The sequence below is a fragment of the Nonomuraea sp. C10 genome (assembly GCF_008017515.1).
GTDB classification, from domain to species: Bacteria; Actinomycetota; Actinomycetes; order Streptosporangiales; family Streptosporangiaceae; genus Nonomuraea; species Nonomuraea ferruginea.
In genome coordinates this window covers 1,038,314-1,056,389 of the sequence record NZ_VPFF01000003.1, presented here as the reverse complement: position 1 = coordinate 1,056,389, position 18,076 = coordinate 1,038,314, and the positions used below count along the sequence as shown (strand labels likewise).

The window sequence follows — 18,076 nt, the reverse complement described above, 5'->3', positions numbered from 1 at the left end:
GGGCATTTCGCTATAGTGCATATTGCACTATCAAGGGAGGCATGATGGCGCGACGCCACGACCTGGTGGGGCTCACCGTCCTCGCCATGCTCTCGGTACGCGCCAGCCACCCTTACGAGCTGCACCGTTTCATCGTCGACACGCACAAGGACTACGTGACCGGCCTGCCGAGGAGCCTCTACCACGCGGTGGACCGGCTGGCCAAGGACGAGCTGATCACCCCGGCGGAGACCGGTCGCGAGGGCCGCAGGCCGGAGCGCACGGTCTACGAGATCACCGACGAGGGCAGGCAGGAGCTGACCGTCCGGATGCGCAGGCTGCTGGAGCAGCCGGAGCCCGACCGGCGCACGTTCGTCGCCGCCGTCTCGATGATCGGGGTGCTGGCTCCGGAGGCCGCGCTCAAGGCGCTGCGCACCCGCACGGCCGCACTCCAGGGCTCGATCGGGGGCATCGACGCGCACCTGGCCACCCTGGCCGAGAACGGGCTGCCGGAGATGCTCATGCTGGAGCTGGAGTGTGACCGCGCCCTCTACGGCGCCGAGCTCGACTGGGTGCGCACGGTCATCGGCCGCATCGAGCGCGGCGAGCTCGACTGGTCGGGCACGGTCAAACAGTCGCTGATGGAGCAGCTGCTCGACGAATGAAGCGGCCGCCGGAGTGCGCCAACACCCCGGCGGCCCATCCGAACACGGCGCCTGCCCTGTCCAGACTCGCAGTCCCAGGATAGGCGCCGCCGACCACGGGAGTGTGCCATGTCCGCTGAGATCCGCCGGTTGCTCGACCGCGTCTACGAGATCTGGAACGCCGGTGACGCCGCCGCCTACGCGGCGCTGTTCACCGAGGACGCCGACTACATCACCTACTTCGGCGCCAACCTGAAGGGCCGGCAGGCCATCGAGGACGCCCACCGGCAGCTGTTCACGATGCCGATCAAGCTGGAGAGCCGGGGCGAGCCCGCGATCAGGGAGCTCGGCGACGGGGTCGCGCTGGTCATCGCCACCGGCGGCTCCACCGTCGACGGCGAGCCCGAGCCCGAGCGCGACTCCGTCCTCACCTACACGGCGGTCCGGACGCCGGAGGGCTGGCGGTTCGCCTCCTTCCAGAACACCCGGGTGAGCCGGCCGTGAAGAAGCTCGTCACGGAGGTTTCGGGCGTCGTCGAGGCGCCCGCCGCCCAGGTGCGCGCCGCCCTGGCACGGGCTCTCCTGCCCGGCGGCAGGGACGTCCACGGGCGGTTCACCGTCCAGGACGCGCCGGGCCACACGTCCACGGTCGAGGTCACCGGTTCGGTGATCGCGTTCCAGGGCGGCTGGTGGTACCGCGGCGAGTGGTCGCTCGCGCCGCACCCGTCGGGGACGCTGCTGGTGCACCGCGTCTACAACGTCGCCCGGCGGGCGCGCTGGGGCGTGGGGCTCGCCAACCGGTTCTTCGCCGGCTTCGCCGAGGAGACCCGCCGCTCCTTCACCGACACCCTCACCCGCCTCGGCGCCGACCTGGGGACCCGCACCCGGGTGACCTGATCAGGTGGCGGCGCAGGTGTCGTGGGTGGCGTCGAAGCCCTTGAGCGCCTCGCTGTCGGCCGGGTCCAGGGGCTTGAGGCCGCGCCAGTCGTCGCCCACCACCAGCACCAGCCGGGCCGTGCGGGCTCCCGGCACCGCCCGCGGCGTGGCCGTGCGCACGTCGCGGGCGAGTGTCGGCACGCGCGCCTCGCCGTTCGTCCCGTACAGGATCACGGACTTGCGGTACGGCTTGCGCGCGGTGTCGCCGACCTGGGTGACGTGGTAGCCGCGCTGCTCCAGCGCCGCCGCGACCTCGGTGGCGATGCCGCGGCGGTAGGTGCCGTTGCGCAGCTCCACCGCCACCTCCGACCGGGGCACCCGGGTCTGGCCGCCGCGCACGCCGTCGAGGCTGCCGTCCCTGGCCACGATGCGGAAGAGCCGGTCGGCCTGCGGGCGCTCCCACTCGACGCGGCCCGGCTGGGTCGTCGAGTAGTGCCAGGGCGTGGTGATGAAGCGGATCCGGCCGGCGTTCAGGCCCTGGAGGCTCTCGGCCAGGTCCTTCATGACGCCGAGGGTGAAGTCGGGGTCGGTGGTGACGGCCCGGGTGCCGGCGTCGAGGAAGCCGATCAGCCGGGCCGGGTCGGTGAGCGTGTCGCCGCTCATCACCTTCTTCACCATCGAGGCGATGAACCGCTGCTGCCGCTGGATCCGCCCGATGTCGGAGCCGTCGCCGAAGGAGTAGCGGGCGCGGACGTAGCCGAGCGCCCGCTCGCCGTTGAGCGTGTGGCGGCCGGCGGGCAGGTGGAGCATGGCCTTGTCGTCGTCGACCCGGCGCGACAGGCACACCTCGACGCCGCCGATGGCGTCGACCATGCTCTTGAACCCGGAGAAGTCGACCTTGACGAAGTGGTCGATGTGGATGCCGGTGAGCGACTCGACGGTCTTCCAGATGCAGGCGATGCCGCCGTTGTTGAACGATTCGTTGATCATGCCGACGTGCGGCTGCTGGCCGGAGTGGCCCTCTCGGGGGCGGCAGGCGGGCAGGCGGACCACCGAGTCACGCGGGAAGCTGACCACGACCGCGTCGTCGCGCCGGGACGACAGGTGGGCCAGCATGATCGTGTCGGTGCGCTCGCCTTCGATGCGGTGGCCGTAGCGGGCGTTCTTGCCGTCGCGCTGGTCGGAGCCGACGATCAGCACGTTCACGGAGGTCATGGCGACCTTGGGCGGGCGGGTGGCGCCCAGCTCGCCGGTCACGTCGATGTGGCGGACGTTGCCGGTGAGCTTGAGCACGACGCCCACTCCGGCGGCCGTCACCAGCAGCACGGTCGCACCGGCGCCGACCGCCAGCCGCCGCAGCCAGCGGCGGCGCGGCGGCGAGCTGGAGGTCGGGGGTGCGTCGATGAGCCCGCTGGTCACGAGACTCCCCAGGGAGACGGGGCCGCGGGTGGCAGCCCTAGGCGCGTGGTGGGTCCGGCCGAACGATAGTACTGAAACGGACCGGGTGTGGTGTCCGTATCGGTCGACTGCCGGTATACGGAGCGTCACCGCTCAGTCGTCGGGCATGCAGGCGGGCGGGCGGCCCGAGGTCGGCCACACGTACTCCAGGTCGTCCGGCTCGTCGCCGAAGATCGGCCGGTAGAACGCCGGGTCCTTGCGCAGCAGCGCCGAGCGGTGGCTGAGGTGCAGGGCGGGGTCGCCCAGCCACGGCGGCAGCTCGCCCGACCCGGCCAGCTCCGCCTGGCTGCGCGCGGCCGGGGTGCCGCAGTGCTCGGCCAGCTCCCGCGTCAGGGTGCCCGCGCAGGTGTCGGCCCGGCCCAGCGAGCACCAGTGGCGGCACACCTCCAGCCCGTAGCGCACCAGCGCCTCCTCGAACCCGGCCCACATCTTCACCACCGGGTGGTGCCGCCAGCCGTAGCCGGGCACCGTCAGCGCCCGCAGCACCTGCAGGCACTCCACCCGTTGCTTGCCCAGCCTGAGCGGGTCCAGGACGTCCGCGGTGCGGGCGAAGTCCGGGTAGGGCAGGAAGGTCTGCATAGCGGTCTCCCTGCCCTGGCCAGGGTGTTCACACGTGCGCGGCGAGCCACGGGCGGAGCACGGGCAGCACCGCGGCCGGCTGCATGGCCCGCGCGTGGTCGAGCCCGTCGAGCACCACCACGTCCCAGCCGAGCGCCTCCAGCTCGGCCCGGCGGCGGACGACCGGCCCGGCGATGTCGACGCGCGTGCCGCCCCACCGCTCGTCGTACTCGATCACGTCGGCGGATCCGGCGAAGCACAGCCTCGGGCAGGTGACCGCGCGCTGCGCGGCCCTGTCGTCGAAGTCCTGGAGCGCCTCGTACAGGGTGACGAACTGCCTCGCCTGGCCGTCCGACATGTCGACCTCCACGGTCGACCAGTCGCCGGGGGTGGCTTCCTTGCCGGTCGCCGACCCCACCATCGCGAGGGTCGCCCTGGTCACGTCGAGCATCTCCGCGTACGGGCCCTCGACGGGGGGGTAGCCGCCCATGACGAGCCCGTCGAGCCGGTCGGTGCGGATCGCGAGCTGCAGCCCGCTGAGGGCGAGCCAGGAGTAGCCGTAGTAGGCGAACCGGCCGGCTCCCACGGCGTCGGCCACGGCCAGCAGGTCGGCGGCCACGTTGTCCGGGGTGAGCGTCTCGGCCTTCGGGTGGGCGAGCACATGGCCCTCGTAGTCGAACGTGGCCACCCGGACCTGGTCGCCGAGCCCTTCCATGAGCGAGCGCCCCAGCGCGGGGTCGGCGCCCCAGGCGCGCATCGCCTCGGCCTGCGCTCCTTCGGCGGGCCTGGGGTTGACGGGCAGCAGCAGCGTGGGACCGGCGCCGTGCACCACGATCTCGATCGTGCTGCCGTCGTGCAGCCTGGCTTCGGGCATGACATCTCCATACGCCGTAAAGGATTCTCGACGAGAGAATACCTTAGGGCGTAAGGAGATCGTCCATGGCGCGGCGGCGGGTCGCCGTGGCGGGGGCGGGCCGGTACAGGATCGCCCGGGCCGCCACCAGGACGCACACGGTCCCCAGCAGGAGTCCCCACACGGTGTCGCTGACGAAGTGCATCCCCCGGTACAGGCGCGAGAACGCGACCGCGAGCGCCGCCCCCACGGCGACCACCCACACGGCCGCCCGCAGCACGGGATGGCGCGTCCGCGTGGACAGCACCAGCGCCAGCCCGCAGTAGAACGCCACCGCGGCGCTGGTGTGCCCCGACGGGAAGCTGGACGTGGGCGGGGCCGGGTCGAGGTGGGGCACGTCCGGCCTGGTCCGGTCGATGACCGCGGTCGTCGCCAGGAAGATCAGCGACTGGCTCCACACGGCCGCGACGAGGAAGGCGGACTCGCGCCAGCGCCCGAAGGCCCACCGGAAGGCGAGGGCCGAGATCGCGGTGAGCGCCACGATGTACGGGGTGTCGGACAGGCTGCTGCCGAAGTCGGTGGCCGCGTTCCACGGGCCGGTCCGCCCGGCGGCCAGCATGTCGCTGACGGCGGCCTCACCGGTGGGCACGGAGAGGATCAGCTCCCCCGCCGCGAAGGTCACCCCGGCCATCAGCGCCAGCGGCAGGACCAGGGATAAAGCGTAGTATCGAAGATCAGTAACGGTCATGTCCCGTCCTCACCGCCTCGGGTTCCACTCCCTCCAGATGCGGCGACGCCCGCCTGCGCCCCTGCTGCCGCCGCCAGGTCTCGAACGCGGCCACCGTCGCCGCCAGCACGGCCACGCCGAGCACGACCCCGCCCAGCACGTCGCTCACCCAGTGCACGCCCAGCGCCACCCTCGTGTACGAGACGGTCACGATCATGAAGACGGCCCCCGCCCACGCGGCGACCCGTCCCCACGCGGGCAGATGGGGCAGGGCGAGCAGCAGCAGGATCCCGGCCCCGAGCGTCGCGTGCAGCGCGTGGCCCGACGGGAACGCCATGCCCGGGGCGAGCGCCACCGGATCGGGCAGGCTGGGCCTCGCCCGATCCACGATGATCTTCAGGAGCCAGCCGACCAGGCCGCCCACCACGATCGTGGTCACCGCCCACAGCGCCGCGCCCTCGCGCCGCCGCCGCCACAGCCAGACCGCCAGCACGAGCACGACGGCCCGCCACGACCACGGCCCGAACACGTCCGTCCACACGATGAGCAGGTCCGTCACCAGAGGGTTGGCCCGCGCGTACACGTGCAGGTCGTGCGCCACCCGCGCGTCCAGCGGGTTGAGCGGCAGCTTGGCCAGCACGAGCAGCAGCATGAAGGGGATCGTGAGGGTCACCACCGTGACCGACGCGATCGTCAACCTGATGGGCAGCCCGTGCTCACCCCTGAGTCGCGTCGCCATCCACCGCCGCATGAGGCTCGCGGCTACCCCCAGCCGCGCGCCTCATGCGCCGCCCGGCCGCCGACGACCTTTCCGCCTGCCATCGTGAGCGTGTCGTGGGCGCGCGCGGCGGCGTCGCGCGTCGCCATCACCACCGTCTGTCCCAGGTCCTCGGCCAGCTCCGCGAGCAGATCGAGGACCCCGGCGGCGGGGCCGGGCCCGAGCCCTCCAACGGGCTCGTCCGCGAACAGGACCGCGGGCCGGGCCGCGAGCGCCCGGACGACGGCGGCCCGCTGCCGCTGCTCCCCGGACAGCTCGGCGGGCCGGAGATGGAGCCGGTCGGCCAGCCCCGCCCGGCCGACCAGCTCCCGCAGCCACGCCCGGTCCGGGCGGAGCCGCGCCAGGCGGAGCGGCAGGGCGAGGTTCTGCTCGACGGTGAGCGACGGCAGCAGGTTGCAGGAAGGGAAGACGTGACCGGCGTTCGCGCGCCGCCACTCGTCACGCTCGATCTCGCCGAGCGCGGTGACGTCCACGCCGTCGACGGTGACCGTGCCGGAGGTGGGCAGGTCGAGGGCGGACGCGCAGTGCAGCAGCGCGCTCTTGCCCGACCCCGGCGGCCCCACCACGGCGAGGAACCGCCCGGCGGTGACGGTGAGCGACACGTCGTCGAGCGCGACCGTCCCGCCGTGGAACTTGCTGACGTGCTCCAGAGTCACGGCTCCGGTCACGCGCCGCGCCTGTTGCGGTGGTCGACGACGAGGCCGGCGATGCACGCCAGGGCGAGCACGCCGGTGGCGGCGCCGACGAGCATGCCCCACCCGCCGACGGCGTTGGCGACGACGTTGGCCGCGGCGCTGACGAGCAGGCCGGTCCACAGGGCCATACGCGGCATGACGGACTTCTGGGCGGCGGAGGAATTGTATGAATCAGTCATGGCGGCAACGTTAGGAACGGCGCAGCCCCCGGAGAATCCCGCCCGCTGCCCTCTCCGCGGTACAGCAGGCTGGAGTGACGGCCTGTCCGGCTGTCCGTAGATTGGCCGGTGATGATGAGAAACGCCGTCGAGGCGCTCGACCGCCTCGCGGGCGGCCTCGGCACCGCCGTGCTCGCCCTGGCCACCGTGGCCTGCTGGGTGATCGTCGGCACGGCGTCGCTGTTCTGGATCGGCCTGCCGCTGCTGCCCTCGGTGATGGCGATGACCAGGGTGGTGGCGGACAAGGAGCGGGTCAGGCTGGGCCGCTGGGGCGAACAGGCGCTGAGCCCGTACGAGACCTCCATCGAAGATCTGACCTGGCAGGACGCGGTGCGCGCCGCCCGGCGCGACCCGGCCACCTGGCGCGACCTGCGCTGGCTGTGCCTGCACGCGACGTCCGGCCTCGTGCTGGGGCTGCTCGGCATCGCCTTCCCGGTCATGGCCGTGCGGGACCTCTCGTTCCCCCTGTGGTACGGGCTGCTTCCCGAGACCGAGACGACCAGCACCATGTACCTGCCGGTCGACTCATGGACGGGCATCGCGGGCACGGCGCTGATCGGCCTGGTCTGGGCGCTGCTCAGCCTGACGATCGGCCCCGGCATGGCCAGGCTGCAGGCGCTGCCCGGGCGGCGGCTGCTGCCGCCGCACCCGTCGGTCGACCTGTCGCACCGGATCGCCCAGCTCACCGCAACCCGGGCGGGCGCTCTACAGGCGCACGCCGCCGAGCTGCGCCGCATCGAGCGCTCGCTGCACGACGGCGCGCAGAACCGGCTGGTGGCCGTGGTCGTGCTGGTCGCGGCCGCCAAGCGGGCGCTGGAGCGCGATCCCGCGACGGCCGGCCCGGTGCTGGACCGCGCCCAGGAAGCCGCCGAGACGGCGCTGACCGAGCTGCGCGGCGTGGTGCGCGGCATCCTGCCGCCGATTCTGCAGGACAGGGGCCTGGCGGGCTCGCTCGCCGCGCTGGCCTCCGACTGCCCGGTGCCGTGCAAGGTGTCGGTGGGCGAACTGGGCGCGCTGCCGCTGTCGGTGGAGACCACCGCGTACTTCACGGTGGCGGAGGCGCTCACCAACGTGGCCAAGCACAGCGGCGCCACGCACGTCCGGGTGGCGCTGCACCGGCGCGGCGACACGCTGCGCGTCGAGATCGAGGACGACGGGCACGGCGGCGCGGCGGAGCGGGACGGCTCCGGCCTGGCGGGCATCCGCCGCCGGGTGGCGGCGCACGACGGCGTCCTCACCCTGGACAGCCCGGCAGGCGGGCCGACGAGAATCGAGGTGGAGTTGCCATGCGTGTCGTGATCGCCGAGGATGACGCTCTGTTGCGCGAAGGGCTGGCGCTGCTGCTGGGCGGTGAGGGGTTCGAGGTGGCCGCGGCCGTGCCCGACCCGGACGCGTTCATGAAGGCGGTGGCCGAGCACCACCCGGACGTGGCGGTGGTGGACGTGCGGATGCCGCCCACCCACACCGACGAGGGCATCAAGGCGGCGGTCGAGGCCAGGCGGCTGCACCCGGAGCTGGCGGTGCTCGTGCTGTCGGCGTACGTGGAGCAGGCGTTCGCCACCGAGCTGCTGGCCGGCGGCGCGAACGGGATCGGCTACCTGCTGAAGGAACGGGTGGGCCGGGTCGGCGAGTTCATGACCGCGCTGGAGCGGGTGGCGGCCGGCGGCACCGCCATCGACCCGGAGGTGGTGGCCCAGCTCTTCACCCGCCGTGACGGGCCGCTGGACCGGCTCACCGCCAGGGAGCTGGAGGTGCTCGCGCTGATGGCCGAGGGCCTGGGCAACACGGCCATCGCCGAGCGGCTGGTGGTCACGGAAGGCGCCGTGCACAAGCACATCCGCAGCATCTTCGCCAAGCTCGACCTGTCACCCGCCGACCGCGTCGACCGCCGCGTCGCCGCCGTCCTCCACTACCTGAACGCCTGACCCCGGCCCTGCCCGTCGCCTCCGGCGGATCGTCGGCCCGAGAAGCCCCACGCATGCGCCGGGAGGATGTCCCGCACACGAGCCCGAACAGCGGACGCGGCGTCTTGCCCTGGATGGAGTGGCCGCTCGTAAGGGGTGCCGCTTGGAGGGTGGGGTGGTCTCCCGGAGGATGCGTGCGCTGCCTTGAAGGGGTGCTGGGCCAGGAGCGTGCTTTCTGCGGGGTTGCGCTGCGCACCTGGAGGGTGGGTTGTTTCGCGGTGGCGGTGGATGGGGTCCGGGTGATGGGGGCGGGGGTGTGATAATCCGTGCGTGGTGGGGTGTTCCAGGCGGGCGCTGTTATGGGCGGGGGTCGGGGCGCTGGTTCCGGCTCGGGGCGGGGTGGGCGCGTCGCCTGGGGCGTTCGCGGGGGTGCGGCGGCGGTGGCGGGAGGTGACCGTCGATCCCGCGTACCCGGTGGGGCCGGCGAGGCGGCGGCTGGCGGAGATGGCGCCCACCGGCCGCCATTTGTGGCCGGATCTGCCGTACCCGTCCCTGAGCGCGACCCCGGGGCGGCTGCTCGCGATGGCGCGGGCGTACGCGGTGAGCGGCGACGCGCGGCTGCGCGCCGGGGTCGAGACCGGCATCGGCCACTTCTGTGAGCACGTGTACGCGGCCGGGGCGGACCCGGTGGGCAACTGGTGGGACTGGGAGATCGGCGCGCCGAAGCGGCTGCTCGACGCCGCCGTCCTCGTCGGCCTGTCGGGGCGGCAGGGCGGCGCGTTGCTGGAGGCCGTCGACCACTTCGTCCCGCCCGACCGGCTGCGCGACTACGACGGCACCAGCACGGGCGCGAACCGGGTGGACCTGTGCCTGGTGACGCTGCTGCGCGCGGTGCTGGGCGCGGACGCGGAGCGGGCGGACCTCGCGGTGCGGGCGCTCGCGCCGGTCTTCCGGTACGTGACGGAAGGCGATGGCTTCTACCGGGACGGCTCGTTCCTCCAGCACGACACCGTCCCCTACCAGGGCGGTTACGGGCTCGTACTGCTGGAAGGGCTGGCGACGCTGTTCGCGGTGCTGCGCGGGAGCCCGTGGGAGGTCACCGACCCGAACAGACGGATCGTGTACGACAGCGTGGAGCGGTCGTTCGTCCCGTTCACGCACGCCGGTCACGTCATGGACCTGGTGAGCGGCCGGGGCATCGCCAGGGACCCGTCCGGCGGCGAGCTCAGGTTCCGCCGCCTGGCCGGCGCCGTGAGGCGGCTGGCCCTCACCGCGACACCCGCCGAGCGCCGCCGCTGGCGAACCCTGGTGGACGGGGCCGGCGAGCAGCCCACGGGGCACCGGCTGTTCCCGATGAGCGCCCGCGCCGTGCACCGCGCGCCCGGCTGGTGCGCGGCGCTCAGCATGTCCTCCGACCGGATCGCCCACTACGAGCACGGCAACGGCGAGAACCTGCGCGGCTGGCACACCGGCTCGGGGATGCTCTATTGGTGGGGCGAGGGCCACGGGGCCCACTACGCCGACGGGTTCTGGGCCACCGTCGACCCCTACCGGCTGCCGGGCACCACCGTCTCGACCCGGCGGCTGCCCGACGGCGCGGGCGAGGCGTGGGGCGGCGCGTGCCCGCCGTTCCGCTGGGCCGGCGGAGCCACCGACGGCCATTACGCGACCGCCGGCCAGCACCTGCGCGGGCTGGAGTCCACGGTGGAGGCGTTCAAGTCCTGGTTCTTCCTCGACGACGCGGTGGTCTGCCTGGGCGCGGGCATCACCGGCAGGGACGGCGCGCCGGTGGAGACCGTGGTCGACAACCGCCGCACCGCCGCGCTCCTCACCGTGGACGACGCGAACGGCTGGGCCCATCTGGCGAGACACGGCGGCTACGTCGTCCGCGACGGCGGCGTGCTGCGCCGCCTGCGCGAGCACCGGCCGGGCGGCGGGATGACGCGCCCGTACGTCACGCTCTGGCTCGGTCACGGGCTGGACCCCAGCGACGCCCGCTACGACTACCTGCTGCTGCCGAACGCCACCGTGGCGGCGACCAGGGCCCGCGCCGCCGACCCCGGATGGGCGCGGGTGCTCGCCAACACGACCTCCCAGCAGGGCGTGCACGTGCCGTCGGCGGGGGTGACGGCGGTCAACTTCTGGCAGCCGGGCACCGCGGGCCCGCTGTCGGCGTCCGGGCCGTGCGCGGTGCTCGTCACCGAGCGCGGCGACGGCTCGGCCACCGTCACCGTGTCCGACCCGCGCCGCGACCTGACGGAGCTGACCGTCACCTGGAACCGCCCGGTGGCGGCGGTGACGGGACGCCCGGCGGCCCTGACAGGGGCGCGGACGGGACGGCGGCTCACGCTGACGTTCGGCCCGCTGCCGGACTCCGTGTCGGTCACCGTCCGGCCGGGCGGAGGCGGGTGAGATCTCGCGGTCTCTGACCGGCGGAAATTTCTCACACCCGGAGAGCCACGACGCGTGCGGCCCGAGTAGTTTTTCAGATCGGACCCCGGCCGTGATAGACGTCTCATGAGATGGTCTTGCAGGATTTGGCCAGCATGAGCTGGTAAGTCTGGTCGGCAGGTCCTAGATCCAACGAGTCAAGGATGTGCCCATGCGCGCCAGAGACCTGCTTGCCGACTATCCCGTCGTGACCCTTGAGACGCCTGTGCTCCAGGCAGCCCGGTTGCTCGCCGAGCAGGATCTGCCCGGTCTGATCGTCAAGAACGACGACCAGCTCACCATTTTGCCGGGCACGGAAGCACTGCGACTGGCCGTGCCGCGCTACATCATGGACGATCCGGCGCTGGCCCGGGTGGTCGACGAGGCGCACGCCGACGAGTTCCTGCGCGCGCTGGGCAGTCGTACGGTGCGCGAGGTGCTGCCCCGGGAGCGGCGGGAGCTGCCCGTCACGGATCCTGACGCGACCGTGCTGGAGCTGGCCGCGCTGATGGCGCGCACCCGCAGCCCGTTGGTGGCCATCGTGGACAAGGGCCGGTTGCTGGGTGCGGTCACGCTGCAGGCGCTGCTGGACAGGATGCTAGGCACATGAGCCCGCTCGCCTGGGCGAGCGTCGCAGTGTTCGTGTCCGCCTACGCGCTGATCGCCACCGAGAAGGTGAACCGGGTGGCGGCGGCGCTGGGCGGGGCGTGGGTCATGCTGTTGATCCACGCGACCAACGCCGGGTCGGCGTTCTTCTCCGAGCATGCCGGGATCGACTGGAACGTCATCTTCCTGCTGCTCGGCATGATGGTCATCGTCGGGGTGCTGAAAGAGACCGGCGTCTTCGAGTATCTGGCGATCTGGGCGGCCAAACGCGCCCAGGGGCGGCCCTTCCGGCTGATGGTCCTGCTGGTCCTGATCACGGCAGGCGCGTCGGCGCTGCTCGACAACGTGACCACGGTGCTGCTGATCGCGCCGGTGACGTTCCTGGTGTGCGAGCGGCTGGCCGTGTCGCCGGTCCCCTTCCTGATCGCCGAGGCGCTGGCCTCCAACATCGGCGGCGCGTCGACGCTGGTGGGCGACCCGCCGAACATCATCATCGCCAGCCGGGGCGGGCTGAGCTTCAACGACTTCCTCATCCACATGGCGCCCATGGTGATCGTGCTGGTCGCGGTGTTCGTGGGGCTCTGCTGGCTCATGTGGGGCCGGACGTTCCGGTACGACCCGGACCGGGCGCAGGAGGTCATGGCGCTGGACGAGAAGGAGGCGATCGCCGACCCGTGGCTGCTGTGGCAGTCGCTCGTCGTGCTGGTGCTGGTGCTGGCGGCGTTCGTGCTCCATCCGGTGCTGCACTACGAGCCGTCGGTGGTGGCGCTGCTGGGCGCCGGCGTGCTGGTGGCCTTCACCAAGGTGACCACGGAGAAGTCGCTGGCCGAGGTGGAGTGGCCGACGCTGGTGTTCTTCGCCGGGCTGTTCGTCATGGTCGGCGCGCTCGTCCACACCGGGGTCATCGACCAGGTCTCCAGGGCCGCCGTGGAGGCCACGGCGGGCCGGTTGGACGTGGCGACGATGGGGCTGCTGGGCGGTTCCGCCGTGGTGTCGGCGGTCGTGGACAACATCCCGTACGTGGCCACGATGAGCCCGATCGTGGCGGAGCTCGTGGCGGCGCAGGGCGGCGAGTCGGCGCAGGTGCTCTGGTGGGCGCTGGCGTTCGGGGCCGACCTGGGCGGCAACGCCACGGCGGTGGGCGCGGCGGCCAACGTGGTCGTGCTGGGCATCGCGGCCCGCAACGGCACGCCGATCAGCTTCTGGCACTTCACCAAGTACGGGGTGATCGTCACGGTCGTCACGGTGACCCTGGTGGCGCCGTATCTGTGGTTCCGATACCTGTAGAAACCCCCGCAAAGGTAAAATATTCGCCCCGAAAACCCCTATGCCATAGGGGATCCCGTCGTCGGGGCCCGTTCCGCGCTTGCCCTTTCCCTTGCGCGACGATTACCTTCGAACCCATCGATGGCACGCGCTTGAGCAGCGCTTTTAGGTAAGCCCCCGCGCGTTGCCGATGAATTGCCGAGACCGCGCCCACCCGCGCACATTGCGGGAACACGGCGCGGCCGCCGAATCCGCCCTCTGGCGGAACCGGGGACCCACCTTTCTCTGGGGTGAATCGGTCGCTCTTCACCAAGGGCGCGCCGTAGGGCACTTCCACGCCCGAACCCGACAGCTAACCCGGTAGGCGGCATGGAAGCAAGGAGCAATCCCCGAGCATGGTCAAGCACATCTTCGATCGCATCCCGTCCACCTCCCGCCTGGCCCTGGGCGCCACCCTGGCACTCGGCGCCGCCTTCGCCGGCACCTCCGCCGCCGCCACCGCGGCCGCCGCCTCCCCCTCCCAGCCGCACCCGGTCGCCCACCAGCAGAGCAGCGCGAACCAGTCCACCGCCGTCAGCGCGAGCACCGTCCTGCAGGTCGCCGAGTCGCAGATCGGCGTCACCGAGGACGCCGCCGGCGGCGGCACCAAGTTCCACCAGTGGTACATGTCCTCCCCGCGCGCGGCCGAGACCCTGGCCCGTGACGGCGGCGGCACGCCCGCGCTGTACGCCAACGCCCCCTGGTGCGCGATGTTCGTGTCCTGGGTCGGCGAGCAGGCCGGCGCCCGCTCCACGATCGGCTGGGACGCCTACACCGTCACCCACGCCCAGTGGTTCAAGGACAACAACCGCTGGGGCAGCCAGGCCAAGCCCGGCAGCGTCGTCTTCTTCGACTGGGGCGGCAGCAAGAACATCAGCGCCGTCGACCACGTCGGCCTGGTGAAGAAGGACAACGGCGACGGCACGATCACCACGATCGAGGGCAACACCGGCAACGGCAAGGTCGAGGAGCGCATCCGGCCCGTGTCCCACGTGGCCGGCTACGGCTACCCCGAGTACAAGGCCGCCTGAGCACGTTCTCCGCACCCGTCATTCCTCCGGCGATCCGGTCAGGTCTTCCCTGACCGGATCGCCGTCGTCCGCGGCCCCGGTCAGGACCGCGTTTTGACCGGCCGTTGGCCTGCCCGGCGACGACCCCGGGGGAGATCCAGGGGGTGGAAGCGCGTGCGACATGACGACGGTCCCCTACCAGCAGGACCCGGCCAAGACCAGGCGGTCGCCGCTCAGCGGGCGGCGGCTGCAACTCCGCCACGGTGAGGGCGACAAGCGGCACCTGACCAGCCTGCAAGGACTGTCGGCGCTGTCGCTGGACGCCCTCAGCTCGGTCGCCTACGGGCCGGAGGCCGCGGCGCTCGTCCTGGCCGGGGCCGGGGCCGCCGCCGTGGCGCTGACCCTGCCGATCACGATCGCCATCGCGGTCCTGCTGCTGATCCTCGTGTTCTCCTACAGGCAGGTCATCGCCGCCCACCCCGACGGCGGCGGGTCGTACGGGGTCGCGAAGGCGGAGCTGGGCCGCCGGGCGGGCCTGCTGGCCGCCGCGGCCCTGGTGGTGGACTACGTGCTGACCATCGCGGTCAGCCTCGCCGCCGCGGCCGCCAACCTGGCCTCGGCGTTCCCCGTCCTGCGACCGTACCTGGTGGAGACCTGCCTGGCCGGGGTGCTGCTGCTGACGGTCATCAACCTGTTCGGGGTGTCCGACAGCGCGCGGTTCCTCATGCTGCCCATGAGCCTGTTCGTGGTGTCCGTCCTCGGCGTCGTGGCGGTCGGCCTGGCGCGGTCCGGGCCCGCCGCCACCGTGGGGACGACGGAGCAGATCGTCGCCACCGAGGCGCTGACCGTGATGCTCATCCTGCGGGCCTTCTCCTCCGGATGCTCCTCGCTGACCGGGATCGAGGCCATCGCCAACGGCGTGCCCATGTTCCGCAAGCCCCGCGTCAAGCGCGCCCAGCACACCGAACTGATGCTCGGCGCGCTGCTCGCCACCATGCTCATCGGCCTGGCCGTGCTCATCCGCAGGGACCACGTGGTGCCCCGCGAGGGCGTGACCATCCTGGCCCAGCTCGTGGCCGGCTCGTACGGGACCGGCTGGGCGTTCTACGGCACCAACATCGTGGTCGCCCTCGGCCTGGGCCTGGCCGCCAACACCAGCTTCGGCGGCCTGCCGGTGCTGCTGAGTCTGCTGGCCAAGGACAGGCGGCTGCCCTCGCTGTTCGCGCTGCGCACCGAACGGCCCGTCTACCGGTACGGCGTCGCGGTGGCGGGCCTGCTGGCCGCCATCCTGCTGATCGCGGTGGACGGCGACCCCCAGCGGCTCATCCCCATGTTCGCCATCGGCGTCTTCATCGGTTTCACCATGAGCCAGGGCGGCATGGTCAAGCACTGGCACCGGCTGCGCCCGCCCCGCTGGCGCCGCGACATGCTGCTCAACGGGACCGGGGCTTTGCTCACCTGCGTGGCGGCCCTCGTGCTGCTGGTGTCGAAGTTCACCGAGGGCGCCTGGGCGGTCGCCATCGTCATCCCCCTGCTCATCCTCCTGTTCGCCCGGATCGAGCGCTACTACGGAGAGGTGGCGGCCGAGCTGGAGATCGGCGCCGTGCCGGCCAGGCCCGCGCGGCCGCCCGCCGCCGACCATCCCGGCAAGAAGATCATCATTCCCGTCGGCGGGATCGACGCCGCGACCCAGCGGAGCGTGAGCGCCGCCATGGCCCTCGGCGGGGAGATCGTGCTCGTGTCGGTCTGCTTCACCGAGGAGTCACGGCGCGCGCTGCACGAAGCCTGGGACCGGTGGGATCCCGGAGTCCCGCTGGAGGTCATCGTCAACCCCGCCCGCACGGTGATCCACCCGCTGCTGGACTACATCCGCCAGGTGGACGAGTCGGGGAGCTGGACCGTCGTCCTCATCCCCATCCTGGAACCCCGGCACTTCCGCTACCGGTTCCTGCACAACCAGCGCGGCCTCCTGCTGGCCGCCGCCCTGCGGGAGCGGTCGGACGTGGTCGTCTGCCTCCTCCCGTTCCACCTTCGCCCGTGAACGGGTTACCGGCCGGTTCACAGGGCACGGGAAGCGCATGGTCGTCACCACCGAATCCCGCCGCTGGGTCGCGCTGCCGGTCTTCCTGGTGGCCGTGGCCCTGGTCGCCGTCATCGGGTCGCTGGCCGCGTCCGGCGCCGGGGCCGAGTATCTGGCACTGGAGCGTCCCGCCTGGGCGCCGCCGCAGTGGCTGTTCGGGCCCGTCTGGACGGTGCTGTACATCATGATCGCCGTGGCGGGCTGGCTCGCCTGGACGGCGCGCGGCTGGTCGCGGGCGCTGACCGCGTACGCGGTGCAGCTCGTGCTCAACGCCGCGTGGACCCCGTTGTTCTTCGCCGCGGGCTGGTACGGCGTGGCCTTCGCCGAGCTGTGCCTGCTGTGGATCGCCATCGCGGCGACCATCGTGCTGATGTGGCCGGTCAAGCGGCCGGCGGCGCTGCTGATGGCGCCCTATCTGGTCTGGGTGACCTACGCCGGCGCGCTGAACCTGGCCATCTGGCAGCTCAACTGATCCCGGTCCTTGGGCCGTCAGACGAAGGCGCCGTGGCCGGTGATCGCCCGGCCGACGATCAGGCTGTTGATCTCACGCGTCCCCTCGTACGAGTAGATGGCCTCGGAGTCGGCCACGAACCGGCCCATCCCGTAGTCGAGCACGATCCCGTTGCCCGCCATGATCTCCCGGCCCCAGCCGACCGCCTCCCGCATCCGGGCCGTGCAGTACGCCTTGGCCATGGCCGAGTGCTCGTCGCGGTAGACGCCCGCGTCCTGCAACTGCGCCAGCCGCACCACCATGCCGAGCGAGCTGGTGACGTTGCCCAGCATCCGCACCAGCAGGTCCTGGACGAGCTGGAACGCCGCGATCGGGCGGCCGAACTGCTCGCGCTCCCCGGCGTACTCCAGAGCCCGCTCGTAGGCGCCCATCATGCAGCCCACCGCCTGCCAGGCCACCCCGCCCCTGGTCTGCCGCAGGATCGTGGACGTGTCGCGGAAGCCGCGGGCCCCGGCCAGCCGGTTGGCCTCGGGGACGCGGCAACCGGTCAGCGTGATGTCCGCGTTCTGGACCGTACGGAGGGCGATCTTGTTCTCGATCCTGGTGGCTTCGAAGCCGGGCGTGCCCTTCTCCACCACGAAGCCCTTCACCTGGCCGTCGGCCTCGTCCTTCGCCCAGACCACGATCAGGTCGGCGAAGGTGGCGTTGCCGATCCAGCGCTTGGCGCCGTCGAGCACCCACGTGTCGCCCTCGCGCCTGGCCGTGGTGCGCAGCCCGGCGGCCACGTCGGAGCCGCCCTCCGGCTCGGTCAGCGCGAACGCGCCGATCTGCTCCATCGCGGCCATCCGCGGCAGCCACCGCTCGCGCTGCTCCTCCGAGCCGAGCCCGGCGATGCTGCCCATGGCCAGGCCGCTGTGCACGCCGAAGAACGTCGCGATGGACGGATCCACCCGGTTCATCTCCAGCACGATGAATCCGGTCAGCAGGCTGCTGGCGCCCCGGTGCTGGAGCCCCGCCACGTCCAGCTTGGCCATCTCCGGCACCACGTGGTGCGGGAAGCTCGCCTTGGTCCAGACCTCGTCCGCGATGGGCGCGATCTTCTCGGTCATGAAGTCGCGCACCCGCTGGACGATCTGCTTCTCCTCCTTGTCCAGCAGGTCGGCGTAGTCGTAGAAGTCGCCGTTCCGCACGCCGTCCCCTCTCACGCGCCCAGGTCCCTGGCCAGGGTGTCCAGACGGGCGGCGAGCGAGTCCAGGTCGTGGTCATCGGTCACGTGCCGCACCTCACGGCGGCGGGCGAGCACCAGGCCGCCCTGCCGGTCGGCCTGCTCCTCCGGCATGACGACGCATTCTCCTCGTACGAGAACGAGAGCGGCGTCCTGGTCTTGCGTGTCGACGAGCTTGCGTACGGCGGCGCGGTCGATGAGTCGCATACGCCGCCGACTGCCCCGCCAGTCCCTTTCGAAACGGTCTCGGTAGATAGTCCAGCTCCATGAAGAAAGAGCG

20 protein-coding genes and 1 riboswitch are annotated in these 18,076 nt (G+C 72.1%); of the genes, 11 read left to right on the top strand and 9 right to left on the bottom strand.

All coding sequences use genetic code 11. The annotated features are described in order from the left end of the window. The first annotated feature begins 41 nt into the window (after positions 1-41). The 3 genes from FR742_RS36515 to FR742_RS36505 all read left to right on the top strand — a co-directional run bounded on the left by FR742_RS36515 (position 42) and on the right by FR742_RS36505 (position 1,519). Positions 42-644, top strand: coding sequence for a PadR family transcriptional regulator (locus FR742_RS36515; protein ID WP_246641318.1), 603 nt, complete (start codon positions 42-44; stop codon positions 642-644). Positions 645-752: 108 nt separating this feature from the next. Next, entirely contained in the window at positions 753-1,127 is a 375-nt protein-coding gene (locus FR742_RS36510) for an SgcJ/EcaC family oxidoreductase (protein WP_148035833.1), read from the top strand. Then, positions 1,124-1,519, top strand: coding sequence for a hypothetical protein (locus tag FR742_RS36505; protein ID WP_148035832.1), 396 nt, complete (start codon positions 1,124-1,126; stop codon positions 1,517-1,519). Before FR742_RS36510 ends, FR742_RS36505 begins: the two co-directional genes overlap by 4 nt. Here the strand turns inward: FR742_RS36505 and FR742_RS36500 are convergent, their stop codons facing one another. From FR742_RS36500 to FR742_RS36470, 7 genes are all read right to left on the bottom strand, one after another. Continuing rightward, the gene (locus tag FR742_RS36500) at positions 1,520-2,917 is read right to left on the bottom strand and encodes an LCP family protein (protein ID WP_148035831.1); all 1,398 of its coding nucleotides are present in this window, start codon (positions 2,915-2,917) and stop codon (positions 1,520-1,522) included. It lies immediately after the preceding gene. 132 nt (positions 2,918-3,049) lie between these two features. Then, a complete protein-coding gene (locus tag FR742_RS36495) occupies positions 3,050-3,535 on the bottom strand; it encodes an MSMEG_6728 family protein (RefSeq protein ID WP_148035830.1) in 486 nt (161 codons plus the stop codon). 28 nt (positions 3,536-3,563) lie between these two features. Further along, positions 3,564-4,388, bottom strand: coding sequence for an alpha/beta fold hydrolase (locus FR742_RS36490; protein WP_148035829.1), 825 nt, complete (start codon positions 4,386-4,388; stop codon positions 3,564-3,566). A 43-nt stretch (positions 4,389-4,431) separates the two neighbouring features. Next, a complete protein-coding gene (locus FR742_RS36485; RefSeq protein ID WP_148035828.1) occupies positions 4,432-5,115 on the bottom strand; it encodes a phosphatase PAP2 family protein in 684 nt (227 codons plus the stop codon). After that, positions 5,102-5,833, bottom strand: a complete 732-nt coding sequence (locus FR742_RS36480; RefSeq protein WP_261808980.1) for a phosphatase PAP2 family protein — start codon at positions 5,831-5,833, stop codon at positions 5,102-5,104. The genes FR742_RS36485 and FR742_RS36480 overlap by 14 nt, the downstream gene beginning before the upstream one ends. A 23-nt stretch (positions 5,834-5,856) precedes the next feature. Next, positions 5,857-6,540, bottom strand: coding sequence for an ABC transporter ATP-binding protein (locus tag FR742_RS36475; protein ID WP_148035826.1), 684 nt, complete (start codon positions 6,538-6,540; stop codon positions 5,857-5,859). Further along, complete coding sequence (locus tag FR742_RS36470) at positions 6,537-6,746, bottom strand: hypothetical protein (RefSeq protein WP_148035825.1); 210 nt, start codon at positions 6,744-6,746, stop codon at positions 6,537-6,539. Before FR742_RS36470 ends, FR742_RS36475 begins: the two co-directional genes overlap by 4 nt. 111 nt (positions 6,747-6,857) lie before the next feature. Here FR742_RS36470 and FR742_RS36465 point away from each other — a divergent pair, with 111 nt between their 5' ends. The 8 genes from FR742_RS36465 (at position 6,858) to FR742_RS36430 (ending at position 16,592) form a co-directional block, all read left to right on the top strand. Continuing rightward, on the top strand, positions 6,858-8,084 hold the full coding sequence (locus FR742_RS36465; protein WP_148035824.1) for a sensor domain-containing protein: 1,227 nt from the start codon (positions 6,858-6,860) through the stop codon (positions 8,082-8,084). Beyond that, the gene (locus tag FR742_RS36460) at positions 8,072-8,710 is read left to right on the top strand and encodes a response regulator transcription factor (protein ID WP_148035823.1); all 639 of its coding nucleotides are present in this window, start codon (positions 8,072-8,074) and stop codon (positions 8,708-8,710) included. The genes FR742_RS36465 and FR742_RS36460 overlap by 13 nt, the downstream gene beginning before the upstream one ends. A 309-nt stretch (positions 8,711-9,019) precedes the next feature. Beyond that, positions 9,020-11,101, top strand: a complete 2,082-nt coding sequence (locus tag FR742_RS36455) for a polysaccharide lyase 8 family protein (protein ID WP_261808979.1) — start codon at positions 9,020-9,022, stop codon at positions 11,099-11,101. 190 nt (positions 11,102-11,291) lie between these two features. After that, positions 11,292-11,729: a CBS domain-containing protein gene (locus FR742_RS36450; RefSeq protein WP_148035822.1), complete on the top strand. Its 438-nt coding sequence runs from the start codon at positions 11,292-11,294 to the stop codon at positions 11,727-11,729. After that, the gene (locus tag FR742_RS36445) at positions 11,726-13,012 is read left to right on the top strand and encodes an ArsB/NhaD family transporter (RefSeq protein ID WP_148035821.1); all 1,287 of its coding nucleotides are present in this window, start codon (positions 11,726-11,728) and stop codon (positions 13,010-13,012) included. The genes FR742_RS36450 and FR742_RS36445 overlap by 4 nt, the downstream gene beginning before the upstream one ends. A gap of 212 nt (positions 13,013-13,224) precedes the next feature. Then, positions 13,225-13,373: riboswitch (cyclic di-AMP (ydaO/yuaA leader) on the top strand. Positions 13,374-13,386: 13 nt separating this feature from the next. After that, complete coding sequence (locus FR742_RS36440; protein ID WP_148029427.1) at positions 13,387-14,061, top strand: CHAP domain-containing protein; 675 nt, start codon at positions 13,387-13,389, stop codon at positions 14,059-14,061. 160 nt (positions 14,062-14,221) lie between these two features. Further along, positions 14,222-16,081 carry an APC family permease gene (locus tag FR742_RS36435; protein ID WP_148035820.1) on the top strand — a complete coding sequence of 620 codons (1,860 nt, stop codon included), beginning with the start codon at positions 14,222-14,224 and terminating at the stop codon, positions 16,079-16,081. Between the two features lie 37 nt (positions 16,082-16,118). Next, a complete protein-coding gene (locus FR742_RS36430) occupies positions 16,119-16,592 on the top strand; it encodes a TspO/MBR family protein (protein WP_148035819.1) in 474 nt (157 codons plus the stop codon). Between the two features lie 17 nt (positions 16,593-16,609). Here the strand turns inward: FR742_RS36430 and FR742_RS36425 are convergent, their stop codons facing one another. Further along, entirely contained in the window at positions 16,610-17,776 is a 1,167-nt protein-coding gene (locus tag FR742_RS36425) for an acyl-CoA dehydrogenase family protein (protein ID WP_261808978.1), read from the bottom strand. Next, positions 17,773-18,003 carry a hypothetical protein gene (locus FR742_RS36420; RefSeq protein ID WP_148035818.1) on the bottom strand — a complete coding sequence of 77 codons (231 nt, stop codon included), beginning with the start codon at positions 18,001-18,003 and terminating at the stop codon, positions 17,773-17,775. The genes FR742_RS36425 and FR742_RS36420 overlap by 4 nt, the downstream gene beginning before the upstream one ends. Positions 18,004-18,076: the final 73 nt, after the last annotated feature.

Coding starts and splice junctions, on each gene's coding strand:
- FR742_RS36515 (WP_246641318.1), top strand. CDS start 42: ATGATGGCGCGACGCCACGACCTGGTGGGGCTCACCGTCCTCGCCATG.
- FR742_RS36510 (WP_148035833.1), top strand. CDS start 753: ATGTCCGCTGAGATCCGCCGGTTGCTCGACCGCGTCTACGAGATCTGG.
- FR742_RS36495 (WP_148035830.1), bottom strand. CDS start 3,535: ATGCAGACCTTCCTGCCCTACCCGGACTTCGCCCGCACCGCGGACGTC.
- FR742_RS36490 (WP_148035829.1), bottom strand. CDS start 4,388: ATGCCCGAAGCCAGGCTGCACGACGGCAGCACGATCGAGATCGTGGTG.
- FR742_RS36485 (WP_148035828.1), bottom strand. CDS start 5,115: ATGACCGTTACTGATCTTCGATACTACGCTTTATCCCTGGTCCTGCCG.
- FR742_RS36480 (WP_261808980.1), bottom strand. CDS start 5,833: ATGGCGACGCGACTCAGGGGTGAGCACGGGCTGCCCATCAGGTTGACG.
- FR742_RS36470 (WP_148035825.1), bottom strand. CDS start 6,746: ATGACTGATTCATACAATTCCTCCGCCGCCCAGAAGTCCGTCATGCCG.
- FR742_RS36465 (WP_148035824.1), top strand. CDS start 6,858: ATGATGAGAAACGCCGTCGAGGCGCTCGACCGCCTCGCGGGCGGCCTC.
- FR742_RS36460 (WP_148035823.1), top strand. CDS start 8,072: ATGCGTGTCGTGATCGCCGAGGATGACGCTCTGTTGCGCGAAGGGCTG.
- FR742_RS36450 (WP_148035822.1), top strand. CDS start 11,292: ATGCGCGCCAGAGACCTGCTTGCCGACTATCCCGTCGTGACCCTTGAG.
- FR742_RS36445 (WP_148035821.1), top strand. CDS start 11,726: ATGAGCCCGCTCGCCTGGGCGAGCGTCGCAGTGTTCGTGTCCGCCTAC.
- FR742_RS36440 (WP_148029427.1), top strand. CDS start 13,387: ATGGTCAAGCACATCTTCGATCGCATCCCGTCCACCTCCCGCCTGGCC.
- FR742_RS36435 (WP_148035820.1), top strand. CDS start 14,222: ATGACGACGGTCCCCTACCAGCAGGACCCGGCCAAGACCAGGCGGTCG.
- FR742_RS36430 (WP_148035819.1), top strand. CDS start 16,119: ATGGTCGTCACCACCGAATCCCGCCGCTGGGTCGCGCTGCCGGTCTTC.
- FR742_RS36420 (WP_148035818.1), bottom strand. CDS start 18,003: ATGCGACTCATCGACCGCGCCGCCGTACGCAAGCTCGTCGACACGCAA.